The organism is Chromobacterium haemolyticum DSM 19808, from assembly GCF_000711885.1.
In the GTDB taxonomy this organism is placed as follows: Bacteria; Pseudomonadota; Gammaproteobacteria; order Burkholderiales; family Chromobacteriaceae; genus Chromobacterium; species Chromobacterium haemolyticum.
Genome location: NZ_JONK01000033.1, coordinates 22914 through 45095, shown reverse-complemented (window position 1 = coordinate 45095; position 22182 = coordinate 22914). Strand labels below are relative to the sequence as shown.

The 22182-nt window shown below is 62.5% G+C and carries 25 protein-coding genes; 13 read left to right on the top strand and 12 right to left on the bottom strand.

The window, feature by feature from the left end:
- Positions 1–133: 133 nt before the first annotated feature.
- The 3 genes from BR71_RS16970 to BR71_RS16960 all read left to right on the top strand — a co-directional run bounded on the left by BR71_RS16970 (position 134) and on the right by BR71_RS16960 (position 2637).
- Positions 134–937: a substrate-binding periplasmic protein gene (locus tag BR71_RS16970; protein ID WP_043640304.1), complete on the top strand. Its 804-nt coding sequence runs from the start codon at positions 134–136 to the stop codon at positions 935–937.
- A gap of 75 nt (positions 938–1012) precedes the next feature.
- Positions 1013–1879, top strand: coding sequence for an NYN domain-containing protein (locus BR71_RS16965; protein WP_043640236.1), 867 nt, complete (start codon positions 1013–1015; stop codon positions 1877–1879).
- 239 nt (positions 1880–2118) lie between these two features.
- The gene (locus BR71_RS16960; RefSeq protein WP_019102489.1) at positions 2119–2637 is read left to right on the top strand and encodes a GNAT family N-acetyltransferase; all 519 of its coding nucleotides are present in this window, start codon (positions 2119–2121) and stop codon (positions 2635–2637) included.
- Positions 2638–2742: 105 nt separating this feature from the next.
- Here BR71_RS16960 and pyrI read toward each other — a convergent pair whose 3' ends face one another.
- The 4 genes from pyrI to BR71_RS16940 form a co-directional block, all read right to left on the bottom strand.
- On the bottom strand, positions 2743–3201 hold the full coding sequence (gene pyrI / locus BR71_RS16955; protein ID WP_043589228.1) for an aspartate carbamoyltransferase regulatory subunit: 459 nt from the start codon (positions 3199–3201) through the stop codon (positions 2743–2745).
- 20 nt (positions 3202–3221) lie between these two features.
- Complete coding sequence (gene pyrB, locus BR71_RS16950; protein ID WP_043640231.1) at positions 3222–4142, bottom strand: aspartate carbamoyltransferase; 921 nt, start codon at positions 4140–4142, stop codon at positions 3222–3224.
- 308 nt (positions 4143–4450) lie between these two features.
- Complete coding sequence (locus BR71_RS16945) at positions 4451–5065, bottom strand: LysE family transporter (RefSeq protein WP_043640228.1); 615 nt, start codon at positions 5063–5065, stop codon at positions 4451–4453.
- Between the two features lie 28 nt (positions 5066–5093).
- Entirely contained in the window at positions 5094–7169 is a 2076-nt protein-coding gene (locus tag BR71_RS16940) for a methyl-accepting chemotaxis protein (protein ID WP_043640221.1), read from the bottom strand.
- 493 nt (positions 7170–7662) lie between these two features.
- Here BR71_RS16940 and BR71_RS16935 point away from each other — a divergent pair, with 493 nt between their 5' ends.
- Positions 7663–8877, top strand: coding sequence for an HD-GYP domain-containing protein (locus BR71_RS16935; protein ID WP_043640300.1), 1215 nt, complete (start codon positions 7663–7665; stop codon positions 8875–8877).
- Between the two features lie 26 nt (positions 8878–8903).
- Here the strand turns inward: BR71_RS16935 and BR71_RS16930 are convergent, their stop codons facing one another.
- A complete protein-coding gene (locus BR71_RS16930; RefSeq protein ID WP_043640297.1) occupies positions 8904–9629 on the bottom strand; it encodes a 16S rRNA (uracil(1498)-N(3))-methyltransferase in 726 nt (241 codons plus the stop codon).
- A 91-nt stretch (positions 9630–9720) separates the two neighbouring features.
- Between BR71_RS16930 and BR71_RS16925 the strand changes: the two genes are divergently transcribed.
- Positions 9721–10512, top strand: coding sequence for an inositol monophosphatase family protein (locus BR71_RS16925; RefSeq protein ID WP_043640219.1), 792 nt, complete (start codon positions 9721–9723; stop codon positions 10510–10512).
- A 155-nt stretch (positions 10513–10667) separates the two neighbouring features.
- Here the strand turns inward: BR71_RS16925 and BR71_RS16920 are convergent, their stop codons facing one another.
- The 5 genes from BR71_RS16920 to BR71_RS16900 form a co-directional block, all read right to left on the bottom strand.
- Entirely contained in the window at positions 10668–11015 is a 348-nt protein-coding gene (locus BR71_RS16920; RefSeq protein WP_019101577.1) for a DMT family protein, read from the bottom strand.
- Positions 11016–11024: 9 nt separating this feature from the next.
- Entirely contained in the window at positions 11025–11216 is a 192-nt protein-coding gene (locus BR71_RS16915) for a Lar family restriction alleviation protein (RefSeq protein ID WP_043640216.1), read from the bottom strand.
- Between the two features lie 75 nt (positions 11217–11291).
- Positions 11292–12626: an SGNH/GDSL hydrolase family protein gene (locus BR71_RS16910; RefSeq protein WP_081862716.1), complete on the bottom strand. Its 1335-nt coding sequence runs from the start codon at positions 12624–12626 to the stop codon at positions 11292–11294.
- Positions 12627–12887: 261 nt separating this feature from the next.
- The gene (locus BR71_RS16905; protein ID WP_043640291.1) at positions 12888–13901 is read right to left on the bottom strand and encodes a class I SAM-dependent rRNA methyltransferase; all 1014 of its coding nucleotides are present in this window, start codon (positions 13899–13901) and stop codon (positions 12888–12890) included.
- Positions 13902–14228: 327 nt separating this feature from the next.
- On the bottom strand, positions 14229–15593 hold the full coding sequence (locus BR71_RS16900; RefSeq protein WP_167604378.1) for an SGNH/GDSL hydrolase family protein: 1365 nt from the start codon (positions 15591–15593) through the stop codon (positions 14229–14231).
- Between the two features lie 283 nt (positions 15594–15876).
- On the opposite strand from BR71_RS16900, the gene BR71_RS16895 reads away from it, so the two are divergent.
- Both BR71_RS16895 and BR71_RS16890 read left to right on the top strand, forming a co-directional pair.
- Positions 15877–16752 (top strand): HD-GYP domain-containing protein, encoded by an 876-nt coding sequence (locus tag BR71_RS16895; RefSeq protein WP_043640210.1) that lies wholly within the window; start codon positions 15877–15879, stop codon positions 16750–16752.
- A gap of 207 nt (positions 16753–16959) precedes the next feature.
- Positions 16960–17895 (top strand): alpha/beta hydrolase, encoded by a 936-nt coding sequence (locus BR71_RS16890; RefSeq protein ID WP_043640207.1) that lies wholly within the window; start codon positions 16960–16962, stop codon positions 17893–17895.
- Between the two features lie 179 nt (positions 17896–18074).
- Here the strand turns inward: BR71_RS16890 and BR71_RS16885 are convergent, their stop codons facing one another.
- Together BR71_RS16885 and BR71_RS16880 are read right to left on the bottom strand one after the other, a co-directional pair.
- A complete protein-coding gene (locus tag BR71_RS16885; protein ID WP_043640204.1) occupies positions 18075–18659 on the bottom strand; it encodes an SIS domain-containing protein in 585 nt (194 codons plus the stop codon).
- Positions 18660–18842: 183 nt separating this feature from the next.
- Positions 18843–19562 carry a S24 family peptidase gene (locus BR71_RS16880; RefSeq protein WP_043589245.1) on the bottom strand — a complete coding sequence of 240 codons (720 nt, stop codon included), beginning with the start codon at positions 19560–19562 and terminating at the stop codon, positions 18843–18845.
- A gap of 329 nt (positions 19563–19891) precedes the next feature.
- Here BR71_RS16880 and BR71_RS16875 point away from each other — a divergent pair, with 329 nt between their 5' ends.
- The 6 genes from BR71_RS16875 (at position 19892) to BR71_RS16850 (ending at position 22091) form a co-directional block, all read left to right on the top strand.
- Positions 19892–20305: a Mor transcription activator family protein gene (locus BR71_RS16875; RefSeq protein ID WP_019102031.1), complete on the top strand. Its 414-nt coding sequence runs from the start codon at positions 19892–19894 to the stop codon at positions 20303–20305.
- 140 nt (positions 20306–20445) lie between these two features.
- A complete protein-coding gene (locus BR71_RS16870; protein WP_019102032.1) occupies positions 20446–20868 on the top strand; it encodes a M15 family metallopeptidase in 423 nt (140 codons plus the stop codon).
- A complete protein-coding gene (locus BR71_RS16865; RefSeq protein WP_227105798.1) occupies positions 20865–21089 on the top strand; it encodes a hypothetical protein in 225 nt (74 codons plus the stop codon). Before BR71_RS16870 ends, BR71_RS16865 begins: the two co-directional genes overlap by 4 nt.
- Positions 21089–21661, top strand: a complete 573-nt coding sequence (locus BR71_RS16860) for a hypothetical protein (RefSeq protein WP_052370731.1) — start codon at positions 21089–21091, stop codon at positions 21659–21661. The genes BR71_RS16865 and BR71_RS16860 overlap by 1 nt, the downstream gene beginning before the upstream one ends.
- Positions 21662–21663: 2 nt before the next feature.
- Complete coding sequence (locus BR71_RS16855) at positions 21664–21861, top strand: TraR/DksA family transcriptional regulator (protein ID WP_019102035.1); 198 nt, start codon at positions 21664–21666, stop codon at positions 21859–21861.
- Positions 21862–21875: 14 nt separating this feature from the next.
- Positions 21876–22091: a hypothetical protein gene (locus BR71_RS16850; RefSeq protein WP_043640201.1), complete on the top strand. Its 216-nt coding sequence runs from the start codon at positions 21876–21878 to the stop codon at positions 22089–22091.
- Positions 22092–22182 lie beyond the last annotated feature (91 nt).

The following is a 22182-nucleotide window of genomic DNA, read 5'->3' as shown; positions in this document are numbered from 1 at the left end:
TCGCCGTCAAAGCCGCCCGCTGGGCGGCTTTTTGTTTGCCGCGCGCGTTTACGGGTTCGTTTAGCGGCCAGCCCATCTCCTTGGCGCGCGTAGCGGCTATAACGTGTTTATCGACACGGATTATGTCATTCAAATGATCAGATCGGGCTTGTTGTGGCTGCTGTTGGCCGGGCTGGCGCAGGGCATTGCGGCAGCGCCGCCGCGCCAGGTGGTGGTTTTGGTCGACAACGGTTATCCGCCGTATTCCTATGAGAAGGACGGACGGGCAGAGGGCGTTTACAACGAAGTGTTGCGCGAGGCGTCGCAGCGCTTGTCCGGCTATCGCATCGAGCTGCGGCCTGTGCCGTGGAAGCGCGGCCTCTCCGAACTGGAGGCCGGCCGCGCGCCGGCGTTGTCTCCGCCGTACTACCGTCCGGAGCGCGACTACATGGGCTATTCGGCGCCGTTCTGGCAGGAGCAACTGGCGGTGTATTGCCGGGCGGACATCATGCGGGCGCCGCGGCCGCATTGGCCGGCGGATTTCCTGGGCCTGCGCTTTGGCAACAACGCGGGTTTCCGCCCCGGCGGCAAGGCATTCTGGCTGGCGGTGCAGCGCGGCGAGATTCATTTGGACGAGGCGCCGGACACTCAGGGCAATCTGCTGAAGCTGGTCAATGGCCGCATTGATTGCTATTTGAACGACAAGCTGTCCATTCTCTACGTGCTGGATCGGCTTCAGCGGCGAGGCGTGATCAGCGCGGAGCAACGCGGCGGATTGGCGGCGGCGGCCAGTCTGAACGGCGAGCAGGCCTATGTCGGTTTCGCCAAGCGCGGTCAACAGCATTTTCCCTATCTGGACGATTTCATCCGGCAACTGAACGCCGTCTTGGAGCAGATGAAACGCGAGGGGCGGATTGCCGCCATCGTGGAGCAGACATTGCGCGCCCCGCCGCCGTAGCGGCGCCCGGCCGCCGGTTTTGACAGCCGCGGCGGCCGGTTTTAGCATGACTCAATCGTTTTACGGAAACCAAGCATGGAAAATCGCAAACTGGCAGTATTGATCGATGCGGACAACGCGCAGTCGGCGCTGATCGCCGAGTTGCTGGCCGAGGTGGCCAAGTACGGCACCGCCGTGGTCAAGCGCGCTTACGGCGACTGGACCACCAGCCAATTGAAGGGCTGGAAGGAAGTGCTGCACCAGTACGCGATTTCGCCGATTCAGCAGTTCGCCTACACCAAGGGCAAGAATTCCACCGACTCCGCGCTGATCATCGACGCGATGGACCTGCTCTACACCGGTAATTTCGACGGTTTCTGCCTGGTGTCCTCGGACAGCGACTTTACCCGCCTGGCGACCCGGCTGCGTGAATCCGGGTTGATGGTGATCGGCCTGGGCGAGCAATCCAAGACGCCGCGGCCCTTCATCGCCGCTTGCGACAAATTCGTGTTCACCGAGATTTTGCGGCCGGAACCGGCGGTGGCCAAGATCGCGGCTGACAAGCCCAAGACGCGCAGCGCGCGCAGCCGAGCCAAGCCGCAGCCGGAGAAGGAGCGCCACCCGCTGCAGGACATGTTCACCAATGCGATCGAGGCCGTGTCCCGCGACAGCGGCTGGGCGGAGCTGTCGGTGGTGGGCACCTATCTGGCCAAGAACGATCCCTCGTTCGACCCGAGGGTCTACGGCCATTCCCGGTTGTCGCAGATGGTGAAGAAGCTGGACTTCCTGACGGTGCAGGAAAGCCGAAACGGCTCCAAACTGCATTGCGAAATCCGGCTCAAGCACGACGGCGAATCCCCCTTGGCGGCGCCCACGGCAACGCCGCCCGCGGCGGATCCGCCGCCGGAGACGCCGGCGCGCAAGAAGCGCAGCCCGCGCAAAAAGCCGACGGCTGCCGGCTGAACCGACGGCTGGTACACTGTTTGCATTTAAGAGCCTGTTCAAAATCTAGCGAGCAAGAGCGAGACAAGGCGAAAACCGCTGAGCAAGCGGAATGGTCAAGTGGTACATGAGCATTTCGAAGCGGTACTCATCGTGTCACGCCTCATGAAGCGCAGCAGATGATGAACAGACTCTAAGGATACGCGCCGGCGTCCTCGCCCGCGATCCACACAACAAGCCACATCAGCAAGGGACAGAACATGATTATCCGCGACGCCACGCTGGAAGACCTGGCGGCGATACTCGACATCTACAACGAGGTTATCGCCACCACCACCGCCATCTACAACGACGATCCCCTGTCCGCCGGCGAGTTTGCCGTCTGGTTCCAGGACCGCGCCGCGGCCGGCTATCCGGTGCTGCTGGCGGAGGAGGACGGCAAGATCCTGGGTTTCTCCAGCTTTGGCGATTTCCGCGTCAAGCCGGGCTACCGCTTCACCGTGGAGCACAGCGTGCACCTGTCCGCCGACGCGCGCGGCAAGGGTATTGGCACCGCCTTGGTGCAAGCCTTGTTTCCGCGCGCCAAGGCGCTGGGCAAGCACACCATGATAGGCGCGGTGGACGCCGCCAACGCGGGTTCTATCCGCTTCCATGAGAAATTGGGTTTCCAGCAGGTGGGCATGTTGCCGCAGGTGGGATTCAAGTTTGGCCGCTGGCTGGACCTGGTGTTTCTGCAGCGCTTTATCGACGGCGCCAGCGAGGGGCCGTCTGCGTCGTGAGCCTGAAATGAGAAGCGCCGCAGATGACTGCGGCGCTTGCTCGTGCTTTTTACCACTGTCGAACGCAGTGTTTTCTTGATATTTCTCTATTCACCCTTGTACGACTTAGCGCACCTCTGCAACGATATCCCTACTGAACACCTTTTCGCAATACTTGCATTTCATTTTTGTGTCGCGCGCCTGGGGTTTAACGTAGAAAAAGCTGGTCACCGGCTCGTTGTGCGAGATGCAGTTGGAGTTGGGGCAGGAGAAGATGCCTTCGATGGTGTCCGGCAGCGCCAGCTTGTGTTTTTTGACCACCTCGAAGTTGTCGATCACGTTAACGGTGGCCTGCGGCGCGAACAGCGCCAGTTCGTTGGCCTGTTCCTCCGACAGCGCGATGTTCTCCACCTTGATGATGTCCTTGGCGCCCATGTGACGGCTGGAAAGGTTCAGCCCCACGGTGACGCGCTCTCCGGTTTCGCTGAGTTTGAACAGACGCAGGATGACCAGCCCCTGGCCGGCCGGGATGTGGTCGATGACGGTGCCTTGCTTCAGCGCTTCTACGGTGCGGGTATATTGCATGATGGTTTCCTTTTCCTGAATCAGACGGTCTCGTTCAACACCAGCGACAGCAGCGCCTGGCGCGCATAGACCCCGTTCTTGGCTTGTTCGAAGTAATAAGCGTGCGGCGTGGCGTCCACGCTGGTTTCGATCTCGTCGACGCGCGGCAGCGGGTGCAGAATCTTCATATTGCTGCGGGCGTTGTGCAGCATGTCCGCGCGCAGCACGAACTTGCCCTGAATCTTCTTGAACTCGGCCTCGTCGAAACGCTCGCGTTGCACGCGGGTCATGTACAGCACATCCACTTGCGGAATCACGTCGTCCAAGCTGCCGACCACGGTGTACTGGATGCCTTTTTCGTCCAGCTCCTCGCAGATGTAGTCCGGCATCGCCAGTTGCTCCGGCGCCACAAAGTAGAAACGGGCGCCGAACAACGACAGCGCCTGGGTCAGCGAGTGCACGGTACGGCCGTACTTGAGGTCGCCGACGAAGGCCACGGTCAGGTTTTCCAGCGTGCCCTGGGTTTCCCGAATGGTGAACAGGTCCAGCAGGGTCTGGGTTGGGTGCTGGTTGGAGCCGTCGCCGCCGTTGATGATGGGCACGGCGGAGAACTCGCTGGCCAGGCGCGCCGCGCCTTCCTTGGGATGACGCATCACCACCGCGTCGGTGTAGGAGCCGATGATCTTGATGGAGTCCGCCAGGGTTTCGCCTTTCTTGGCGCTGGTGTTGCCCCCGTCGGCGAAGCCGATGATGCTGCCGCCCAGCCGCTGCACCGCGGTCTCGAAGGACAGACGGGTGCGGGTGGAGGGCTCGAAGAAACAGCTCCCCACCAGCTTGTCTTTCAGCAGGTCGTTGCGAGGCTGTTGTTTCAGGCGGGCTGCCGTGGCCACCACCAGCTCCAGTTCCTCGCGGCTGAAGTCCGGTATGGAAATGATGTGTTTGCGGTAGAGGGGGTTGGCCATGGTCGCGTCCTTTCAATATTGGCTTTATGAGTCGCGGGTAAAAAAAAAGCCCCTGGAATCAGGAGCTTGTTTTATTACTGCGTCGGGGTTCGGGAACGGCAACGGCTCGCGCCAACGCCAGGTCGCCGCCGTGGCGGGCGGTGCGTCGTGCGGGAAGCGTTTTTGCGTGGGTCATTGCCTGTGGTCCGAACAAAATTGCGGGATTGTAATCCCAATTCCTGCACGACGGTAAGACCCGTGTCGCATTTATCAAAATTGATGGCAGAAAAAGGACACTTCCACCTGCGCAGCAGACTATGAACAGTTCCTCAGCGCAGCGCGTATTTGATCCCCAGGCTGAGAAAGCAGACGCCCAGCAGGCGGTTGAGCAGCAGGCGGGCGCCGGGAGCGAAGGCGCGGCGGCGCAGGCGGCCGGCAAGCCATACCAGCAGCGCCAAGTAGAGCATATTGATCAGGCAGAATACCGCGGCCAGCTGCGCGAAGCCGGCCGGGCCGGCGCGGCCGGCTTCCAGGAATTGCGGGAAGAAGGCCATGAAAAACAGGATGGCCTTGGGGTTGGCCAGGGTGATCAACAGCGAGCGGCGGAAGCAGGCGCCGGCGCTGTGTTGCGCCGGCGCGGTCACGGCCGCGGCTCCGCCGTCGCGGCGGAACAGCAAGCGCGCGCCCAGCCAGGCCAGATAGAACGCGCCGGCGTAGCGCAGCAGTTCAAACCAGCCGGGGTGAGCGGCCAGCAGCGCCGCCACGCCGCCGCCGGCCAGCGCGATCAGGATCAGATCGCCGGCCAGCAAACCGGCCTGGGCCGCGTAGCCGGCGCGCAGCCCGCCGCCGCTGAGCGCGCCGAGGATGGACAGCGTGCCGGCGCCCGGCGTGACCACCAGCAGCAGCGAGGCGGCGACAAACGGCCACCAGTCGATTGCCGTCATCAGGGCTGTCCTTTCATTGTTTGGCGGTTCAGGTACGGAAATCGCCCACCAGCGCTTCCAGCCGCGCCGACAGTTCGCGCAGATGGCTGACCGAGGCGGCCACTTGGCGCACCACGTCGCTATTGCTCTGCGCCATGCTGCTGATGCGCTCCACGTTCTGAGCGATCTCCAGGCTGGCCGCGGACTGCTCGCGAGTGGAGGAGGCGATGTCGACGATGCTGCCCACCAGGCCGTGGCTGCGATCCAGCACGGTTTGCATCGCCTGGTTGGCGTCTTCGGCGATGGCGACGCTGTTGCCCACCAACTGGCTGCTCTTTTGCACGTCGCTGACGGCGTCGCGGGTTTCCTGGCCGATGGCGTTGACGATGCGGCTGATCTCCACCGTGGCCTCGGCGGTCCGGCCGGCCAGGTTGCGCACCTCGTCCGCCACCACGGCGAAACCGCGGCCCATCTCGCCGGCGCGCGCGGCTTCGATCGCCGCGTTCAGCGCCAGCAGATTGGTTTGGTCCGCGATGTCCTTGATCACGTTGACGATGGTGCTGACCTCGGTTGAGCGCGCGCCCAGGACATTCACCCGATCCGCCAGCGCGTGCATATTGTCGGTCATGCGGCGGATTTCGGCGGTGACCTGGTTGACGGTGGAAACGCTCTGCTCGGTCAGTCTGCCGGTTTCCCTCGCGGTGCTCTCCGCCAGCTGCGCGGTGTTGGCGATGTGCTGCACGCTGACGGTGACTTCCTCCACGCCGGCGGCGGTGGCGCTGGCGGCGTCCGATTGCGAAGCGGAGGCGCTTTCCACCTGGCGAGCGGACTCTTGCAAGGAGACCGCCGCCGCGGTGACCGCCTGGCTCTGTTCGCGCACCTCCACGAACATATCGCGAAGGCTGGCGATAAATCGGTTGAAGGCGTCCGCGGTGCGGCCGATTTCGTCGCGGTTGCTGATCGGGATGCGGATGGTCAGGTCGCCTTTGCCGGAGGCCAGTTGCTCCATGGTGGCGGCCAGATGGTTCAGCGGCCGGGTCAGCGCGCGCACCACGCCGGCCAGCACCAGCAGAATCAGCGCCAGCGCCACCGCGCCTATTAGCACCGCGGTCAGGCTTTGCCGCTTGGCGTCGGCGGTGATGGCCGCGGTGGGTATGCTGACGCCCAGCGTCCAGAACTGGCCGGTATTGGCGACTTTCACAGGGTGGAAGAAGTGGGTGAAGCCGCCTGCTTCGTAAACGAAGTCCTCGCCTTGCTTGATCTTGCCCAGATAGGGCGTCAGCGGGCTGTCCTTGGGCGCGGGTTTGCCCAGCAGGCTGGCCTCTGGATTGACCACGTAGAGGCCGCCTTCGGACAGCATGCTGACATAGCCGGTTTCATATAACCGGATCTGGCCGAATTTCTTTTGCAGGTCGTCCAGCGCGATGTCGGTGGCGGAGACCCCCAGCATTTTGCCCGCGGCGTCTTTGATCACCACGGCCAGCGAGCTTTCCAGGATCTTGCGGTTCTGCACCTCGTAGGGGTAGGGCTCGGTGATGGTGTCGCGGCCGCGTTGCTTGGGCACGTAGTAGAAATCGCCCCAGCCCGGTTTTTCGTAGTCGGGCTGATAGCTTTCCGGGTGATCCTTGAACTTGGGGAATTCCTTGACGCGGTCCGCCGACATCATCACGTCCATTTGCGCTTTGCCCTTGTCGTTCTTGGTGATGTAGGGCTGATAGCGGCCGGTGGGGTCGTGGCGAGGCCAGTCCATGCGGAAGCTGTTGTCGTTGCCGTCGAAGGCGTTCGGCTCCCATAGCATCCACAGGCCCACCGACTGAGGCGCGTTGTCCAGCATCTGCTGGATGGTGTTGTCGGTGTGTTTGCGGTCCGGATGCGCGACGCGTTGTATGCCCAATACCGCGTCGGCCAGGTGGCGCGGCAGAGTGAAGTTGCGGGCAAAATCGCTTTCCGCGTCCTTGGCGTAGCTGCTGGCCTGCTCAGAGGCCAGTTTGTAGCCTTGCTCCACCGCCGAGCGGTAGCTTTGCCAGGCGATCAGGCCGATCATGACGGCGAAGCCGACGGCGATGGCGGCGGCGGCCACCAGAATGATGCGGGTGCTCAGGCGGCCCCATTTCTGCTGTTCCATTCTTCTTTCCCCAGTAGCTTGCGAAGCTTGTTATATGGCGGCTTGCCGCGGCCGCGCGCGAGCGGAGGCGAGGTTCGGTGTCTTGCCCTTATTTATAGACATTAAAGCGATAAGCCCGCACCGGTCCATGCCGACGCGCTAAAAGGCGGACGTTGCTCGGCGGAACGTGGAAACCGCGCCACAACGGCCGCGGCGGCAATATTTACAGCAGCGTGACAAGCGGCGGCGCATTGCGTTATCTAGCAGGCTTTGCGCGAGTTTGACGTCGAATTCGCATGTCATTGTGCGCCGCTTATTTAGCCGCCGGGCTAATGGAATACCTTGCAAATGCCGATAGCGGAGTTGATGCTGAAAGAAGGCGCGCCCGGGCGGCACTGGGCGCGCAGGTCCATTTGCGCCGGCGATTGCGGCCGGCGGGGTCCCGGTGACAGGGTGGCGGAGACGCATGCGCGCGGCCGGCGGCACAGACGCGCGGCGGGATAAAGAGCACAGAATGATCAAGTGCATAGAAGTGGCCGATCTCAAGGTGGGCATGTACATCCACGATCTGAACTGCGATTGGATGTCGCACCCCTTTTTGCTTAAGCGTTTCCTGATCAAGGATGAGGAAGAAATCCGCAAGATTGCCGATTCCGGCATTCACGAGGTGTACATCGACACGCGCAAGGGAATGGATTTGCCCTCCGCGCCCAGCGCCACCGAAGTGAAAAAGCTGTTGGAGGAGCAGATCCGCGAATTCGGCAGCAACGAGACCATTCTGGAGCCGCAGGTGGAGGCTGGCTCCGAGTTTGGCCGCGCTCAACTGATCCACAGCGAAGCCAATCAGATCATCCAGGGCATTCTCAAAGACGTGCGTCTGGGCAAACAGGTGGAATTGGAAATGGTGGAGCCGTCGGTGACCAAGATGACTTCGTCCATTCTCCGCAACGGCGGCGCGCTGCTGTCGCTGTGCCGCATCAAGGACAAGGACAATTACACTTTCCAGCATTCGGTCAGCGTTGGCGCGTTGATGGTCAGTTTTTGCAATGCAATGGGAATGAGCAAGGAGGTGATTCATCACGCCGGCATTGGCGGCATGCTGCACGATATCGGCAAGATGAAGATTCCGGACCGCATTCTCAACAAGCCGGGCAAACTGACCGAGCAGGAGTTCGTGGTGATGAAGTGCCATGTGGTGGAGAGCAAGCAGATTCTGCTGCAAACCACCGGTATTTCCGAAACCGCGGTGCTGGTGGCGGCGCAGCACCATGAGCGTCACGACGGCAGCGGCTATCCGGCGGGCCTCAAGGGAGAGGAGATTTCACAGCTGGGACAGATGGCGGCCATCGTCGACGTATACGACGCGCTGACTTCGGACCGCTGCTACCACAAGGGCATGGCGCCCACCGACGCCCTGCGCAAGATCTACGAGTGGTCCAAGTTCCACTTCAATCCGCAGTTGGTGCAGGCGTTCATGCGCAGCATAGGCATTTATCCTATCGGCACCCTGGTGCGGCTGGAGAGCGGCCGCCTGGGCGTGGTGGTGGAGCAGAACGAAAGCAACCTGATCTCGCCCAAGGTGAAGGTGTTTTTCAGCACCAAGAGCAATGTCTACATTCCGCCGGAGATGGTGGATTTGTCTCGCGGCATGGGGTTTGGCGGCGGCGACCGCATTGTCAAACACGAGTCGCCGGACAAGTGGAAGATTGATCCGCTGCGCTTTCTATAGCGGGCCTAGCCCCCGCGCCGCTCCGGCTAGCGGTAATCCCCCCACACCGTTTGTATCGCCGCCACCGCGGCCAGCGCCGCGGTTTCGGTGCGCAGGATGCGCGGCCCCAGTTTCAGCGGTGTCCAGCCAGCGTCCAGCGCCGCGGCCTCTTCGCGGGCGGAGTAACCGCCCTCCGGGCCGGCCATCAGCCAGGCGCGTTTAGGCTCGGCGGCGATGTCGGCCAGGCGCTGACTGCCCACCGGGGACAGGATCAGCCGCGCGTCGGCGCTCGGCGCCTGTTTCAGCCATTGCTCCAGCGACAGAATGGGCAATACTTCAGGAATGGCGTTGCGACCGCTTTGCTCGCAGGCGGAAATCACGATTTCCTGCCAGCGCGCCACGCGCTTGTCGGCGCGCTCGCCGGACAGTTTGACGATGGAGCGCTCCGCGGCGATGGGCTGAAACGCGGACACGCCCATTTCCACGCCCTTTTGCAAGGTAAACTCCATTTTGTCGCCGCCGGAAATGGCTTGGGCCAGGCCCAGCCAAATCGGCGTTTCACGTGAAACGTCGTCGAAGCCTTCGATGCGGCAATGGGCGTCGCGCTTCATCACCGCGTCCAGCACGGCGGAGTACTCGCCGCCGCGGCCGTTGAACAGGGTGACGGCGTCGCCGGCGTTGAGCCGCAGCACCTGTACATGGCGCACCACCGTGTCTGGCAGGGCCAGCGTTTGGCCGACGCAGAGGTCGGCGTCAATGTAAAACCTGGGCATGACGTATTGAAAGTCGCTGTTGATACCGGTATTTTGCTTTGTTTGCTGCGATTGCAGCAAATAGGATTGCAGCGGCCTTGGGGGAAAACGAATGCAGGTGCTGGAACAGGTGATGCAGGTGCTCAGGGAAGTGGCGCGCGACGAGGTGATGCCGCGCTTTTTGCACGTGGGCAAAAGCCGCAAGGACGACGGCACGCTGTTCACCGAAGCCGATATGGCTTGCCAGCAAGCCTTGCAGGCCGCTTTGCCCCGCATTCTGCCTCACCCGGTATTGGGCGAGGAGATGGAATTGGCCGAGCAAGACCGGTTGTGGGCGGAGAATCAGGACGGCTTGTGGGTGGTGGACCCGATAGACGGCACCACCAACTTCGTCAACGGACTGCCGTATTTCGCTATTTCCGTCGGCCTGATGGTGGGCGGCAAAAGCCGGCTGGGCGTGATCTACAACCCGGTGTCCCAGGAAATGTTTTACGCCAGCCGCGGCGAGGGCGCCTTTCTGAACGGCCAGCGGCTGCCCTTGAAAACCGTGGTCAACACCATGTGCGACGCCATTGCCAGCGTGGAGGTCAAATATCTGCGCTCCGGCAAGCTGGCCGCGCGCATCGGCAGCACCTGCCCGTGCGGCAGCTTGCGCAATCTGGGCTCCAGCACGCTTGACTGGTGTTATCTGGCGGCTGGCCGCTACGATCTTTACCTGCACGGCGGCCAGCGCTTGTGGGATTACGCCGCCGGAGCGGTGATTCTGGAGGAGGCCGGCGGCCAGATCGCCAGCCTCAACAGCGACGACTACTGGAGCGATGTGATCTGGAAGCGCTCCGCCATCGCCGCGCTGAATCCGGAGCTGTTTTCCCAATGGCACCGCTGGGTGCGCGCCAACCAGTAGCCAGGTTTTAGCGCCAGCTCCAAAGTCTCGCGAGCAAGGGCGAGACAAGGCGAAAACGAGCGAAAAAGCGGAATGGTTGAGTGGTATACGGGCATTTCGAGCGTGTTCTCGCCGTACAACGCCTTACCAAGCGCAGCAGCGCCTTGAACAAGCGCTCAGCCGCGGAACATGAAGTAGACCGCGCCCACCAGACACAGCCCAGCCCATACGTAGTCCCAGCGGAAAGGCTGGTTCATGTAAAAGACCGCGAACGGTATGAATACCGACAGCGATATCACTTCCTGAATGATCTTCAGCTGCGACAGCGTCATCACGCCGTAGCCGGCGCGGTTGGCCGGCACCTGCAGCAAATACTCGAACAAGGCGATACCCCAACTTGCCAGCGCCGCCAGCCACCAGGGTTTGGACGACATGTCCTTCAAGTGGGCGTACCAGGCGAAGGTCATGAACACATTGGACAACACCAGCAGCAGCGGCGTCAGAAGATAGGGCGAGAGATTCATGATGCGTGCTCAGCGGGAGGCGTTCCAGTTGGCGACGGCTTCTTTTTTGTTGTCGGCCTGAGCGCCGATGGCGCTGCAATTGCCGTTGTCCGGGTAGCGGCTGCATTGCACCCAGAAGCGACGGGAGCCCGCCTTGACCAGCAGTGCGGGCGCGCCGCATTTGGGGCAGGGTTTGAGGACAGTTTGCGGAGCTTGGTTCATGGCGGGATGTCCGGCTAAAACCGGCATCTTACCCCAAGCCGCCGCGCGATGGCGGCAGCCTGGGAGCTCATTCGCCTAGCGGCGCGTCTTCAGCGCCGCCGTGGCGGAGACCGCTGGATCCGCCGCCTTGACGAAGTTGGCGATGTAGGCGCCCAACAGCTTATGGGTGTGAGTGGTAGGGTGCAGCACGTCCCAAAACACGAAGGCGTCCGGATTGCCGCATTCCGCGCGCGGTTTCTGTTCCCAGATATAGGGCAGGCTGGCGTTGGCGGCGATGTCCAGGCAGGACTGAGTGGCATTGCCGACCTGATACTTGGCCGGGTTGTCGAGCAGGTCGTCGAACAGGGCGTTGCTGTCGAACAGGTTCAGCTTCAGCGTGCTGCCGTATTTCTGTTGCAATTGCGCCACCAGCAGCGCCAGTTTGGCGTTGTAGTCGCGCACCTGCGGCGCCAGCGCGGCGGCCTTGCCGCTGGCCTGGGCCGCCGGGGTGCGGGCCAGGTTGGGCAGGTTCAGCACCACGATGTGGCGCGCGCCGGCGGTGATGATGCGTTCCAGCGCCTTGCCTTGGTCCGCGATCACCTGGTCCACGGTGCGGCCGTAGTTGAGCAGGTCGTTGCCGCCGATCAACATGGTGAACAGAGTGTTCTCCGGCCGGTAATTGGCGGCTTTCTGCATGTATTGCGACCACGACTCCACCTGCTGCAGCAGGCCTGGCACCACCAGATGCTGATCGCCGGCGGAGCCGCCGATCGCCCAATTGTAGATCGGCAGCTTCAACTGCTCGGCCAGATATTCCACCCACACCCGATCATTGCTGAAGCGGCCGATGAACCAGCTTTTGGCGTTGGGCAGCCGCCATTGGGACGCGCCGTACATGTTCTGAGTGTCGGACAGGCTGTCGCCGAACACGATCAGCTTGTTGACGCGCGCCGGCTGGCTGGCGCTGTCCTGGCTCCAGATAGTGTGGTTGTAGGACATCTGGTTGTTGGCGGCGGCGTAGAGCGCCACCGGACGGTTGATTCCCTTGGCCGCCAGCGTTTTCTGGCAGACGGCGGCCAGGGTGTCCTGAGCCACATCGCCATAGAACATATTCTTCAGCGCGACGATGCTGCCGGACCACCAGTAACCGTTGACGCGGTAGTAGTCGCCGCTGCTGGGGTCCAGCGCCCAGTGGTAGCTGGTTTGCGGCTTGGCGGGGCTCATGTCCAGCCGGTAATAGCAGCGCAGATAGGTATAGGTGGCGGCTCCCAGTGCCACGGCCGGTTTGGCCGCAGCGGCCTTGACCTGGGCTTCGCTGAGCGGCCCGCCTGGGGACAGATAGTCCAATTGCGGGTCCAGCTGGGCGTGAGCCTGGCAGGCGGTGAACAGGCCTGCGGCGGCCAGCAGGCCGCGTAGCAGTTGAAGTTTCATAGTGACTTTCCCGATACGTGATTTGAGTCAAGCTGTCTGTTGCATGCCGTCTAGCGCGGCTGTTTCGGCGTGGCGCCGTATCGGGATCTTTAAGTATTTACAGGTGAAAATAAACGGTAATTTTAAGATGTGAGTAAAAATGCCATATAGCTTAAATGCTGTGGCTTTTTATGCGAAAACGCCCGCGCAAGGCGGGCGTTTGGCGAGATTGGATCTGGCCGCGGCAATCCGGCCGGGACCGGCAGCCGTCAAGAGCACAGATCAGACGCTGAGCGCGACAATCTTCAAGGGATGCTTGCCGTCCGGGCTGGGAAAGTCCGCGTCCGGGATGATCCATTCCGCCGCGCGCACTTCGCGGCCGGCCTTGGCCGCGCTGCGCTTGAGCGCATCCAGCCAGGCGTCGCCGTCCACCTGCGCGACGTTGTTGCAGCAAATCAGCGTGCCGCCCGGCGCGGTGGTCAGCAGCGCCGGTTTGAACAGCGCCTGGTAATCGTTGATCAGGTCCACCACGCCGAAGGGGCTCTTGGAGTAGCGCGGCGGGTCCAGAAACACCAGATCGAACTGACGCGCTTCCAGTTTGGGGAAGGGCGGCATTTTCTTGCCGCGCACGCGCTCGGGCTGGCCGATGCCGGACAGCTGGCGGATGGCGGCGAACACATCGCTCTGCACGCAGCGCGGGCGGGTGGTCAGCAGATTGAGCTTGGCGTTGGCGCGGCCCACGCTGAGGCTGGATTCGGCGAAGTCCACGTTCATCACGAAGCTGGCGCCGGCCTTGGCCGCGGCTACGCCGACGCCGCAGGTGTAAGCGAACAGATTCAGCACGCTTTTGCCGGCCGCCAGCTCCATCACGCGGCGGCGCGCGGCGCGCAAATCCAGGAACAGCCACGGGTCCTGGCCTTTATGGCGAGCGCGGTAGTGGTAGTTGACGCTTAGTTCGCGAATGGTGTGGTCGGCTTCGGCCTCGGCTTGCTGTTCCAGCGTCAGCGCGTTGCCGATGCGGGAGTTGCCGGCGCTGCGGTCGTTGTAGACCAGCGGCAAGCCGGGGTGGCTGGCCTGGTAATGGGCGCGGACCGCCGCCAGCTCGTCTTCGCTCAGCGGCTGGTGGAAGGTCTGGGCTAGCAACTGTTCGCCGTAGCGGTCTACGGTCAGGCCGGGCATGCCTTCCACGCTGCCGTGGAATAGACGATAACAATTGGTGTCTTCGGCTTGCAGCCGGGCGATCAGTTCTGCGCGCGCGGCTTCGGCGCTTTGCAGCAATGGGGTCAGGGAGGACATCGGGGGCCTTCGCTTGCGGTTCCGGGCCGGCTCGCTGCGCGGAGGCGGGCGCGCCGGAAAATCCTTCATTGTATGCGCTGCCGTCGTCGCGCTCAAATGCGTGTCCGGAAAAGCCCTTGCAAAACAACAGGCCGCCCGCAGGCGGCCTGTCTGGTGGCGCGGCTTGGCCGCTGCTCGATTCAAGCGGTTTTAGTACCTGCTCAAAGCTTCGCGAACCACAGCGAGACAAGGCGGAAACCGCAGGGAAAGCGGAATACGCATAGGGCGCATCGCGCAGCGATGGTGGCCGTATGGTGGTTCACAAAGCGCGGCAGGCACTGAACGGTCTCAGCGTCGCGGCAGGGCGGCCAAGCCGGCGGAGCCGTTCATGAAGCCGTACACCTCGTCCGCCAGCACCTTATGCGTGCGAGTGGTGGGGTGCAGGGTATCCCAGAACACAAAGCTGTCGGGATTCACGCAGTTGGCCCGCGGGCTCTGCGAACTCAGATAGTTGGTGCTGGAGTCCACGTTGATGTTGAGGCAAGACTGGGTGGTGTTGTTGAACTGATAGGCGGAGGGGTTGCCCAGCACCTTGTTGAACAGCGCGTAGCTGTCGAACACGTTTAGCTTGAGGCCGCTGCCGTATTTGAGACGCAACTGAGCGGCCAAGGCGTTGAGACGCTGGTTGTAGTCGCGCACCTGGACGGCCACCTGGGCCGCGCCGGACTTGAACTGGAACACTGGCGCCCGTGATACGTCGGGCAGGTTGAGCACCAGAATGTTGCGCGCGCCGGCGTCTATCAGGCTGGTCAGCGCCTGGCTCTGGCCGCTGATCACTTTATCCACCGAGTTGTTGTAGTTCACGAAGTCGTTGCCGCCGATCAGCATGGTGAACAGCGTCGTGGCCGGATCGTAGTCTCGAGCCTGCTTCATGTAGTCTTTCCACGACTGCACCTGCTGTTGCACGCCGGGAATCACCAGTTTTTGCGTGTCCACGCCAGCGCCGCCTATCGCCCAGTTGTACACCGGCAACTGCAGACGGCCGGCCAGGTATTCCACCCACACCTGGCCGTTGCTGAAGTGGCCAAGGAACCAGCTGTTGCGGTTGGGCAGCGTCCACATGGAGGCGTTGTAGACGTTTTGGTTGTCCGACAGGCTATCGCCGAAGGCGACGATCTTGTTGATGCCGGAACCCTGGCCGGCCTTGTCGTTGGTCCATACCGTGTAGTTGAACGACAGTTGGTTGTCCGCGGCGAACACCATCGCCGGGTTCTGCTGAATGCCCTTTTTCTGCAAGGTGTTGCGGCAAACCGACTGCAGCGTGCTTTGCGCCACGTCGGTGTAGTACATGTTCTTCCAGTCCAGCGCGCTGCTGGACCACCAATAGCCGTTCAAGCGGTAGTAGTCGCCGCTGCTGGGGTCCAGGCCCCACACGTAGTCGGTGGTGGGTCTGGCGGCGTCGCCGGTGCGGTAATAGCAGCGCAGATAGGTATAGGTGGAGGGGCCGGGCACCGACATCAGCTCGATATTGGCGTCGCCGCGCGCGGCGCGGCTCATGGGCGCCGGCGGGGCCGTTCTCAAAAGCTGTTCGCGGCTGAGCGGGCCGGACGAAGACAGCACGTGACTGTAGCGAGGGTCGGGCTGAACCGGTTCGGCGGCGGCGGAGTGGCTCAGCGGGCTCAGGGCAAGGCCCAGCAATAGCAGCGATTTCATTGTTGTCTCCTCGTGTGGGGCGCCGTCAGGCGACGGCGCGAACGCATGGACCGCGCCGTTGGCGGCGCGCGATCCGCGTGCCGTCTAGGCTAGCCAAGAAAAATGAAAATTTCATGCAAATGGAATGATTGCTCTATTTCCGGGCGCTCGACTGTCGTATTGCTGCCAGCGCAGCAAAGCCGCATTGATATGCCATATTGAAATCATTCGGCCTGAGTCGCCGCGGGAGCGCTTGCAGATATCGCTCTAGCGGCCGGGTTCCATTGGCATGCGGGGATGAAAGATGCGACAAGCGCGGGAGCTTCTGAAAACGCTGTACACGATGGCGATGATGGTGGAGGCGCGCGATGCTTATACCGGCGGGCATTTATGGCGGGTGTCGCGCTTGTGCTATGCGCTGGCCGACAAGCTGGGCCTGCCGCAGTCCGAGGTGGAGCGCATTGCGCTGGGCGGCTTTTTGCACGACCTGGGCAAGGTGGGCGTCCCTGACGCGGTGTTGAACAAGCCGGACAAGTTGAGCGACGCCGAATACGAGGTCATCAAGACCCATCCTCGAGTGGGCGCCGACTTGCTGAGCGATCATCCTTTGGCTGAGTTGGCGCTGGACGCGGTGCTGAGCCACCACGAAATGCCGGACGGCCGCGGTTACCCGCAGGGATTGAGAGACAAGGAGATACCGCTGGCGGCGCGCATCGTCGGCATCGCCGACGCCTTCGACGCGATGACCAGCACCCGGCCGTATCGGCGGGGCATGCCCAAGGAACGCGCGCTGGCCATCATACGGGAGAATCTGGGCACCCAATTCGACCGCGAACTGGGCGAACGTTTCATCCAGTTGGGCGAGACTGGCCGGTTCGATCACGTCATAGGCCATAGCGAGCCGGGCATTCCCTTGCAATCCTGCGCGGGCTGCGGCCCCATCATCGCCGTGCCGCGAGCGGCAGCCGACGGCGAGGAGATCTTCTGCCCCAGCTGCGCCGGCGGCTACAGGCTGACGCGGCGCGGCCCGCTGCTGGAACTGGCCCCGTCAGGCCATTCCAACCCGGCGCTGGCTCGCCAGCCGCGTAGCGACCCAGGGCTGATAGACGATTTGCTGTTGGGCGCCGAGCAGTTGTTGCAAATACGCAAACCCAGCCTGCTGGAGCGTTTGTTCGGCTGAAGGGGCGCCGGCGCGGCCCGGCCGGCGCAAGTGCCATGGCAAGCCTCCTGGCGCGCTTGCACGGCAATACCAATGGTATAAGCTGCTCAAGTCCCCAGACGGACCGATCGCCTGCGCCGGGCGCGGCAACGGCCCATGCCGGGCATTCCTCTTTCTTTCGCTTGCGCCCGCGCGCCGTCCGTCACGGCTGGGCCGATAGGAGTTTGCATGCATCAGCTTGATCCCGCTCTGGCCGTCTGGCTGGAAGCATACAATCGAGAACTGGCCGAACTGGTGGCCAAAGGTTACAAGGCGACCCCGATCGGCGCGCGCGAAGCGCTGGCCAATCTGACGAGACAGATGGTGACGTCGGGACCGGACATCGCTTGGGTCAACGACGACCTGGTGCCTGGGCGCGATTTCACCGTGCCGGTGCGCATCTACCACCCGAACCCGCAGCGCGCGCTGCCGGTGCTGGCGTTTTTCCATGGCGGCGGACACATGGTGGGCAGCGTCAGCGTTTACGATCCGATTTGCCGGCGGCTCGCCGCCGCCAGCCAGCACGTGGTGGTGGCCGCCGACTACCGTTTGGCGCCGGAAAGCCCGTACCCGGCCGGTTTGCAGGACGCCGCCGTCGTGGCCAAGGGCTTGTGGCAGGCGCTGGACGCGCGCGGTCTGCCCTATGCGCGCGAGCTGTCCCTGGCCGGAGACTCCGCCGGCGGCGCGCTGACGTCCAGCCTCAGCGCTTTGGGCCAGTACGACGCATCCTTGCGGATCAAGCGCCAAGTGTTGATCTATCCCAGCGTCGACTACACCTTGAGCCAGCCGTCGGTGGACGAGAACGGCGAAGGCTATTTGCTGACCAAGGCGCGGGTGGCCTGGTATTTCGATAACTACTTCCAGCACGCGGAGAACCGCTTGCAGGCCTCGCCGCTGCATGGCGGGTTCAGCCGCAAGCTGCCGTCAACCTTGCTGGTGTCGGCCAGCTTCGACCCGCTGCGCGACGAGGCGTTTTTCTACGCGGACAAGCTGCGCGCGGCGGAAGTGGAGGTGGAGCACCTGCACCTGGAAGGCATGGTGCACGCCTTTCTCAATCTGGAGGCCATCGTGCCGGAGGTTTGCCGCGAGGTGTATCAGCGCATCGGCGCCTTCCTCAACCGTTGAGCTATTCAATGTTTGCCGCGCTTTGCGGAGCGCGGTGGGCAGTTGTAACGCGGAACCGCCGCCGGAGAGTCCGGGCGGCGGTTTTTTTGCGGCCGGCGCATGCCTTTGTACTGACAGGCGTCGCTTAGGGTGCGGGGCGTGCCGTCAGCATAATGGCAAGCGTGACGGAGCGGGGAAACTCAATAGTTTTCCGGGCAGAAGTGGCGTTCCACCAGTTCGATCAGAATATGCAGCACCTTGATGTGCAACTCCTGCACCCGGTCAGCAAACTGGCCGCCTGGCGTGTTGACGTAAACATCGGCCAGCGGCTCCAGCCGCGTGCCGGCGCGGCCGGTGAGGATAATCACCTTGACGCCCATTTCGCGCGCCACCTGCGCGGCGTTGACGATGGTCTGGCTGTTGCCGCTGGTGCTGATGCCGATCAGCACGTCGCCGGCGCGAGCGTGGCTTTCCAGATAGCGCGAAAACACGAACTCGTAGCCGTAGTCGTTAGCCACGCAAGTCATGTGGCTGGGGTCGGAAATCGCGACGGCGGCCATGCCGCGGCGGTTCTTGCGGTAGCGGCCGGTCAACTCTTCGGCGAAATGCATGGCGTCGCACATCGACCCGCCGTTGCCGCAGGAAAAAATGCGTCCGCCGGCGGCAAGGCTGGTGATGAGGGTTTGCGCCGCCGCGTCGATGCTGGCCAGCGCTTCCGGGTTGGCCAGCAGATTGGCCAAGGCGGTTTGAGCTTCGACCAGGCTGGCTTCGATGTGTTGAATCATGGTGGTGTCCGTTTCATGCGGTGCGGCAAAACCGCAGTTTACACCCGCAACGTCGGGCTCAGAACCTGTTTGCGCTCTCGCGAACAAGAGCGGGACCAGGCGAAAACGATTGAGACAGCGGAACCCACGCGTATTTCGGAGCGGCGCTCACCGTGTGACGCTAAGCGAAGCGCAAACCGGCTCTTAGCCAATCTGCCGCCCAAACCAGACCACGCGGCCGATGACTTCGAACTCGCCGGTATTGCGCTGCAAGTCCACGGTAAAGGTCTCGTACAAGGGGTTGGCGCTGCGAACCTGCACCGCGCCGCCTGGCAAACGTTGCAACTGCTTGACGAAGATGTCGTCGCCCATGCGGATCACGTAAAGCCCTTCGCCGGGAGAGTGTTCGGCGGTGTTGACCAAGATGGTATCGCGGTCCTCCAGCACGCCGCTCATGCTGTCGCCCTTGACGCTGATTACCGCCAGATCCCGGGCGGAGGCGTTCAGGTGGTTCTTGATCCAGTATTTTCGGAACGCCATATAGAACATCGGCGCTTCTTCGCTGGCATTGGAACCGAAGCCGGCCGAGGCTTTCAGGTTATAGCGCGGGATAAAACAGAACTCTTCATGAACGTTGTCCGGTACAAAACAATCCGGATCTCGTTCTAGTCGGATGGACGCGCCGGGCGGAGGGGCTGCGTCGTACTGCGGGCCGCTACCGTGCAAAAGCCACTCTAGCCTGCACCCGCTAGCCTCCGCGATCTTGCTGGCGGTGGCTGCGCGCGGCACGCCGCCGTGATACCACATATTGGTGAACGAACCTTTGTTGATTCCAATGCGGGTAGCCCAGGCGTAGGGCTTCTCCGCCCCAATCAGCAGTTCCAGCCGCTGTTTGAAGTCACTCTGTTCCAAGTTTTTTTCCATGTAGAACTCCATTTGGCGTGCTAGGCCGGCGCCACGGCCCGGTCAAATGCCCTGTACAAAAGGACAGGGAGTGACATCGTACTAATTGATCAGTTTTATGTTTTGAACTAAAATAGCACTTATGAATTCGAGAAAAGTTCAAAAGTAACCGGGGTTCAGCCAGTCATGTGTCTCAGGGGCTGCCAACACATCCGATTTCAATATAATTCATGGGCTTGCCCGTGTTTAGAACAGCAGTTCTAAATGCAAATGGCGTGCTTGGCCTTGATTAATTATAACTCATTTAGAACTTATCGTCTTTGTCCCGTGATTCCTAGGAGATCTCCGCGATGACCGTAGCCAATATCGCCCCGGCCCTGCCCGAAACCATGCGCCTGGTGGCTGAGCTGATCGGCTTGCCGCGCACCTTGCAACTGGTGCAGGCCTTGGGCGGCACTACCTTGCCCATTTCCAAAAACCAAAGCAAGGCGGGTCAGTTGCGTTTTGCCGCTTTAGTGGAAGTGATAGGCGAAGACGCCGCCGCCAGCCTGACTCATCACTTTGGCGGCGACATCCTGTACGTGCCGCGTTGCAGCCAGGCCTTGCGTCTGGCGCGCAATCAGCAGTTGTTGAATGACTTCGACCAACTGCTGGAGCAAGGCCTGGGCGCCAACGAGGCGGTCAGCGTGCTGGCCATCCGCTTCCAACTGAGCGACCGCATGGTGTGGCGCGTGCTGAAAACGCCCAGCCAAGATCTGCATTAAGGCTATACGCCGCCTCCCCCTCTCTTCCGATTTCTCCTGTTTGTTTCTAGCCGGTTCCGTCCATGCCTGGCAGGGCTGCGCGCGCGCCGCGCATGACGGCCGGCCAATGTGCCACGTTTCGTCAACAACAAGGAGTCTTCATGGCCAGCAGAGCTATTTCCGACCTGCATCCGCAGTTGCAACCCTTGGCCGAGGCGTTTGTACGGCGCTGCCGCGACGCCGGCGTTGAGGCCTTGATCACCTGCACCTGGCGTTCCGGCGCGGAACAGGACGCCTTGTTCGCTCAGGGCCGTTCCCGGCCTGGGCCGAAGGTGACCAACGCCCGCGCGGGCCAGTCCGCGCACAACGCCATGTTGCACGGCAGTCCGGCGGCGCGAGCTTTCGACGTAGTCCCGCTGATCGGCGGCAAGCCGGTCTGGGACGCCCACCATCCGCACTGGCAGGTGATGGGCGAGATCGGCGCCGCGCTGGGCCTGAACTGGTACGGCAGGGCCGACGCGCCGTTCCGCGAGTTTCCCCACTTTGAGTTGAATTCGACCAGCCTCGACAAGGAGAAGAAATGATGCGTCTGTCCGATTTGCTGACCCGGCCCGGCGGCCGCCGGCTGAGCCATTCTCGGCTGTGGGCGAACATCGCCTGCGCGGCCGCCACGCTGTTGTTCGTGGTGGAAGGGCTGCGCGGCACCTTGGGCGCGGATATCTGGCTGATTTATCTCGGCATTGTCGGCGGCTACTCCGCGGGTTTGCGTCTGATCGCCGCCTGGCGGGATCGAGGCGGCCGCTGATGGGCCCGGTGCCCGCATGGTTGAAGCTGGGAAGCTGGCTGCTGCCGCCGTTGTTGGCGGCGTGCCTGGCCTATCCGCTGGGGCTGCGCCACGGCGCGGAGGGCTGGCGCGCGCGCTTGGCCGAACAGCGGGCGGCGGATCAAGGCCGTCAGGCCGCCGAGGCCGAGCGCGCCCAACGGCAATTGCAGGCCGCTTTGCAACAGCAGCAACGCTTGCGCGAACTGCTGGGCCGGCAAGAAGCGCGCTTGCTGAGTCAACAACAGGATCTGCAGCAGCGGCTGCAAGACCAGAAACAAAGGATCGAATATGTCGTGCAACAGGATGGCGGCCGCTATGGCGGCCTTGGCCCTGACAGCCTGCGCCTCTACCGGCAAGTCCTCGGTTATTCCGCCCCCTCAATGTCCGCAACCGACTCCGTTTCTATTGCAAATCCCAATCAAGCCGCCGCCGCCGGCGCCGGGCTACCGGCAGCAGACCTCCTGGCTCATGCCGCCGACTACGGCGCCTGGTGCCAACAGCTGGAACAAAGGCTGACGGCGCTCGGCGGGCTGTTTACTTCCGAAGGACCATAACCATGAGCGATTTTTTCGATCGGGCCAGCGAGCTGGAGACCGAGTTCCGCGAGCAAGCCATTGCCCGTCATTACCAACAGTTTGATCAGGCCGGCTACAGCCACTGCGAGGATTGCGGCGACCCCATCTCGTCCGCGCGCAGGGCAATCATGCCCAGTTGCACCCGCTGCGTGATTTGCCAACAACTGGCCGAAGGCTGAAAGGTGGGTTTCACGTGGAACATGACAATCTGATGGCCCTGGGCCGCATAGAAGGCAAGCTCGACATGATCGTGGCGCACCTCGCCAAACAAGACAAAAAACTGGAAGAACTGGATGGCCGCCTGCGAGACGTCGAAGTCCAGGCCGCGCGCAGCGGCGCCATGTCCGGCGCTTTGTCCGCGTTGGCGGTGACGCTGCTGGGGGAATTTCTCAAGCGCTTGATCCACTGAGCTTGCAAACAGCTTTGGCGCAAATGCGGCACGAGCATTTCGACGCCGATTCCAAGCCATTTTCCTATCCTCATCCACGCGCTTCAAGTCG

What these genes read in the sequence shown, in the direction of transcription:
- BR71_RS16940 (WP_043640221.1), bottom strand. Translation starts at nt 7,169, where the DNA reads ATGGAACAGCAGAAATGGGGCCGCCTGAGCACCCGCATCATTCTGGTG.
- pyrI (WP_043589228.1), bottom strand. Translation starts at nt 3,201, where the DNA reads ATGCAATATACCCGCACCGTAGAAGCGCTGAAGCAAGGCACCGTCATC.
- BR71_RS16920 (WP_019101577.1), bottom strand. Translation starts at nt 11,015, where the DNA reads ATGAATCTCTCGCCCTATCTTCTGACGCCGCTGCTGCTGGTGTTGTCC.
- BR71_RS16915 (WP_043640216.1), bottom strand. Translation starts at nt 11,216, where the DNA reads ATGAACCAAGCTCCGCAAACTGTCCTCAAACCCTGCCCCAAATGCGGC.
- BR71_RS16925 (WP_043640219.1), top strand. Translation starts at nt 9,721, where the DNA reads ATGCAGGTGCTGGAACAGGTGATGCAGGTGCTCAGGGAAGTGGCGCGC.
- BR71_RS16905 (WP_043640291.1), bottom strand. Translation starts at nt 13,901, where the DNA reads ATGTCCTCCCTGACCCCATTGCTGCAAAGCGCCGAAGCCGCGCGCGCA.
- BR71_RS16930 (WP_043640297.1), bottom strand. Translation starts at nt 9,629, where the DNA reads ATGCCCAGGTTTTACATTGACGCCGACCTCTGCGTCGGCCAAACGCTG.
- BR71_RS16960 (WP_019102489.1), top strand. Translation starts at nt 2,119, where the DNA reads ATGATTATCCGCGACGCCACGCTGGAAGACCTGGCGGCGATACTCGAC.
- BR71_RS16890 (WP_043640207.1), top strand. Translation starts at nt 16,960, where the DNA reads ATGCATCAGCTTGATCCCGCTCTGGCCGTCTGGCTGGAAGCATACAAT.
- BR71_RS16965 (WP_043640236.1), top strand. Translation starts at nt 1,013, where the DNA reads ATGGAAAATCGCAAACTGGCAGTATTGATCGATGCGGACAACGCGCAG.
- BR71_RS16875 (WP_019102031.1), top strand. Translation starts at nt 19,892, where the DNA reads ATGACCGTAGCCAATATCGCCCCGGCCCTGCCCGAAACCATGCGCCTG.
- BR71_RS16945 (WP_043640228.1), bottom strand. Translation starts at nt 5,065, where the DNA reads ATGACGGCAATCGACTGGTGGCCGTTTGTCGCCGCCTCGCTGCTGCTG.
- BR71_RS16970 (WP_043640304.1), top strand. Translation starts at nt 134, where the DNA reads ATGATCAGATCGGGCTTGTTGTGGCTGCTGTTGGCCGGGCTGGCGCAG.
- BR71_RS16910 (WP_081862716.1), bottom strand. Translation starts at nt 12,626, where the DNA reads ATGAAACTTCAACTGCTACGCGGCCTGCTGGCCGCCGCAGGCCTGTTC.
- BR71_RS16860 (WP_052370731.1), top strand. Translation starts at nt 21,089, where the DNA reads ATGGGCCCGGTGCCCGCATGGTTGAAGCTGGGAAGCTGGCTGCTGCCG.
- BR71_RS16900 (WP_167604378.1), bottom strand. Translation starts at nt 15,593, where the DNA reads ATGAAATCGCTGCTATTGCTGGGCCTTGCCCTGAGCCCGCTGAGCCAC.
- BR71_RS16880 (WP_043589245.1), bottom strand. Translation starts at nt 19,562, where the DNA reads ATGGAAAAAAACTTGGAACAGAGTGACTTCAAACAGCGGCTGGAACTG.
- BR71_RS16895 (WP_043640210.1), top strand. Translation starts at nt 15,877, where the DNA reads ATGCGACAAGCGCGGGAGCTTCTGAAAACGCTGTACACGATGGCGATG.
- BR71_RS16855 (WP_019102035.1), top strand. Translation starts at nt 21,664, where the DNA reads ATGAGCGATTTTTTCGATCGGGCCAGCGAGCTGGAGACCGAGTTCCGC.
- BR71_RS16870 (WP_019102032.1), top strand. Translation starts at nt 20,446, where the DNA reads ATGGCCAGCAGAGCTATTTCCGACCTGCATCCGCAGTTGCAACCCTTG.
- BR71_RS16885 (WP_043640204.1), bottom strand. Translation starts at nt 18,659, where the DNA reads ATGATTCAACACATCGAAGCCAGCCTGGTCGAAGCTCAAACCGCCTTG.
- pyrB (WP_043640231.1), bottom strand. Translation starts at nt 4,142, where the DNA reads ATGGCCAACCCCCTCTACCGCAAACACATCATTTCCATACCGGACTTC.
- BR71_RS16865 (WP_227105798.1), top strand. Translation starts at nt 20,865, where the DNA reads ATGATGCGTCTGTCCGATTTGCTGACCCGGCCCGGCGGCCGCCGGCTG.
- BR71_RS16935 (WP_043640300.1), top strand. Translation starts at nt 7,663, where the DNA reads ATGATCAAGTGCATAGAAGTGGCCGATCTCAAGGTGGGCATGTACATC.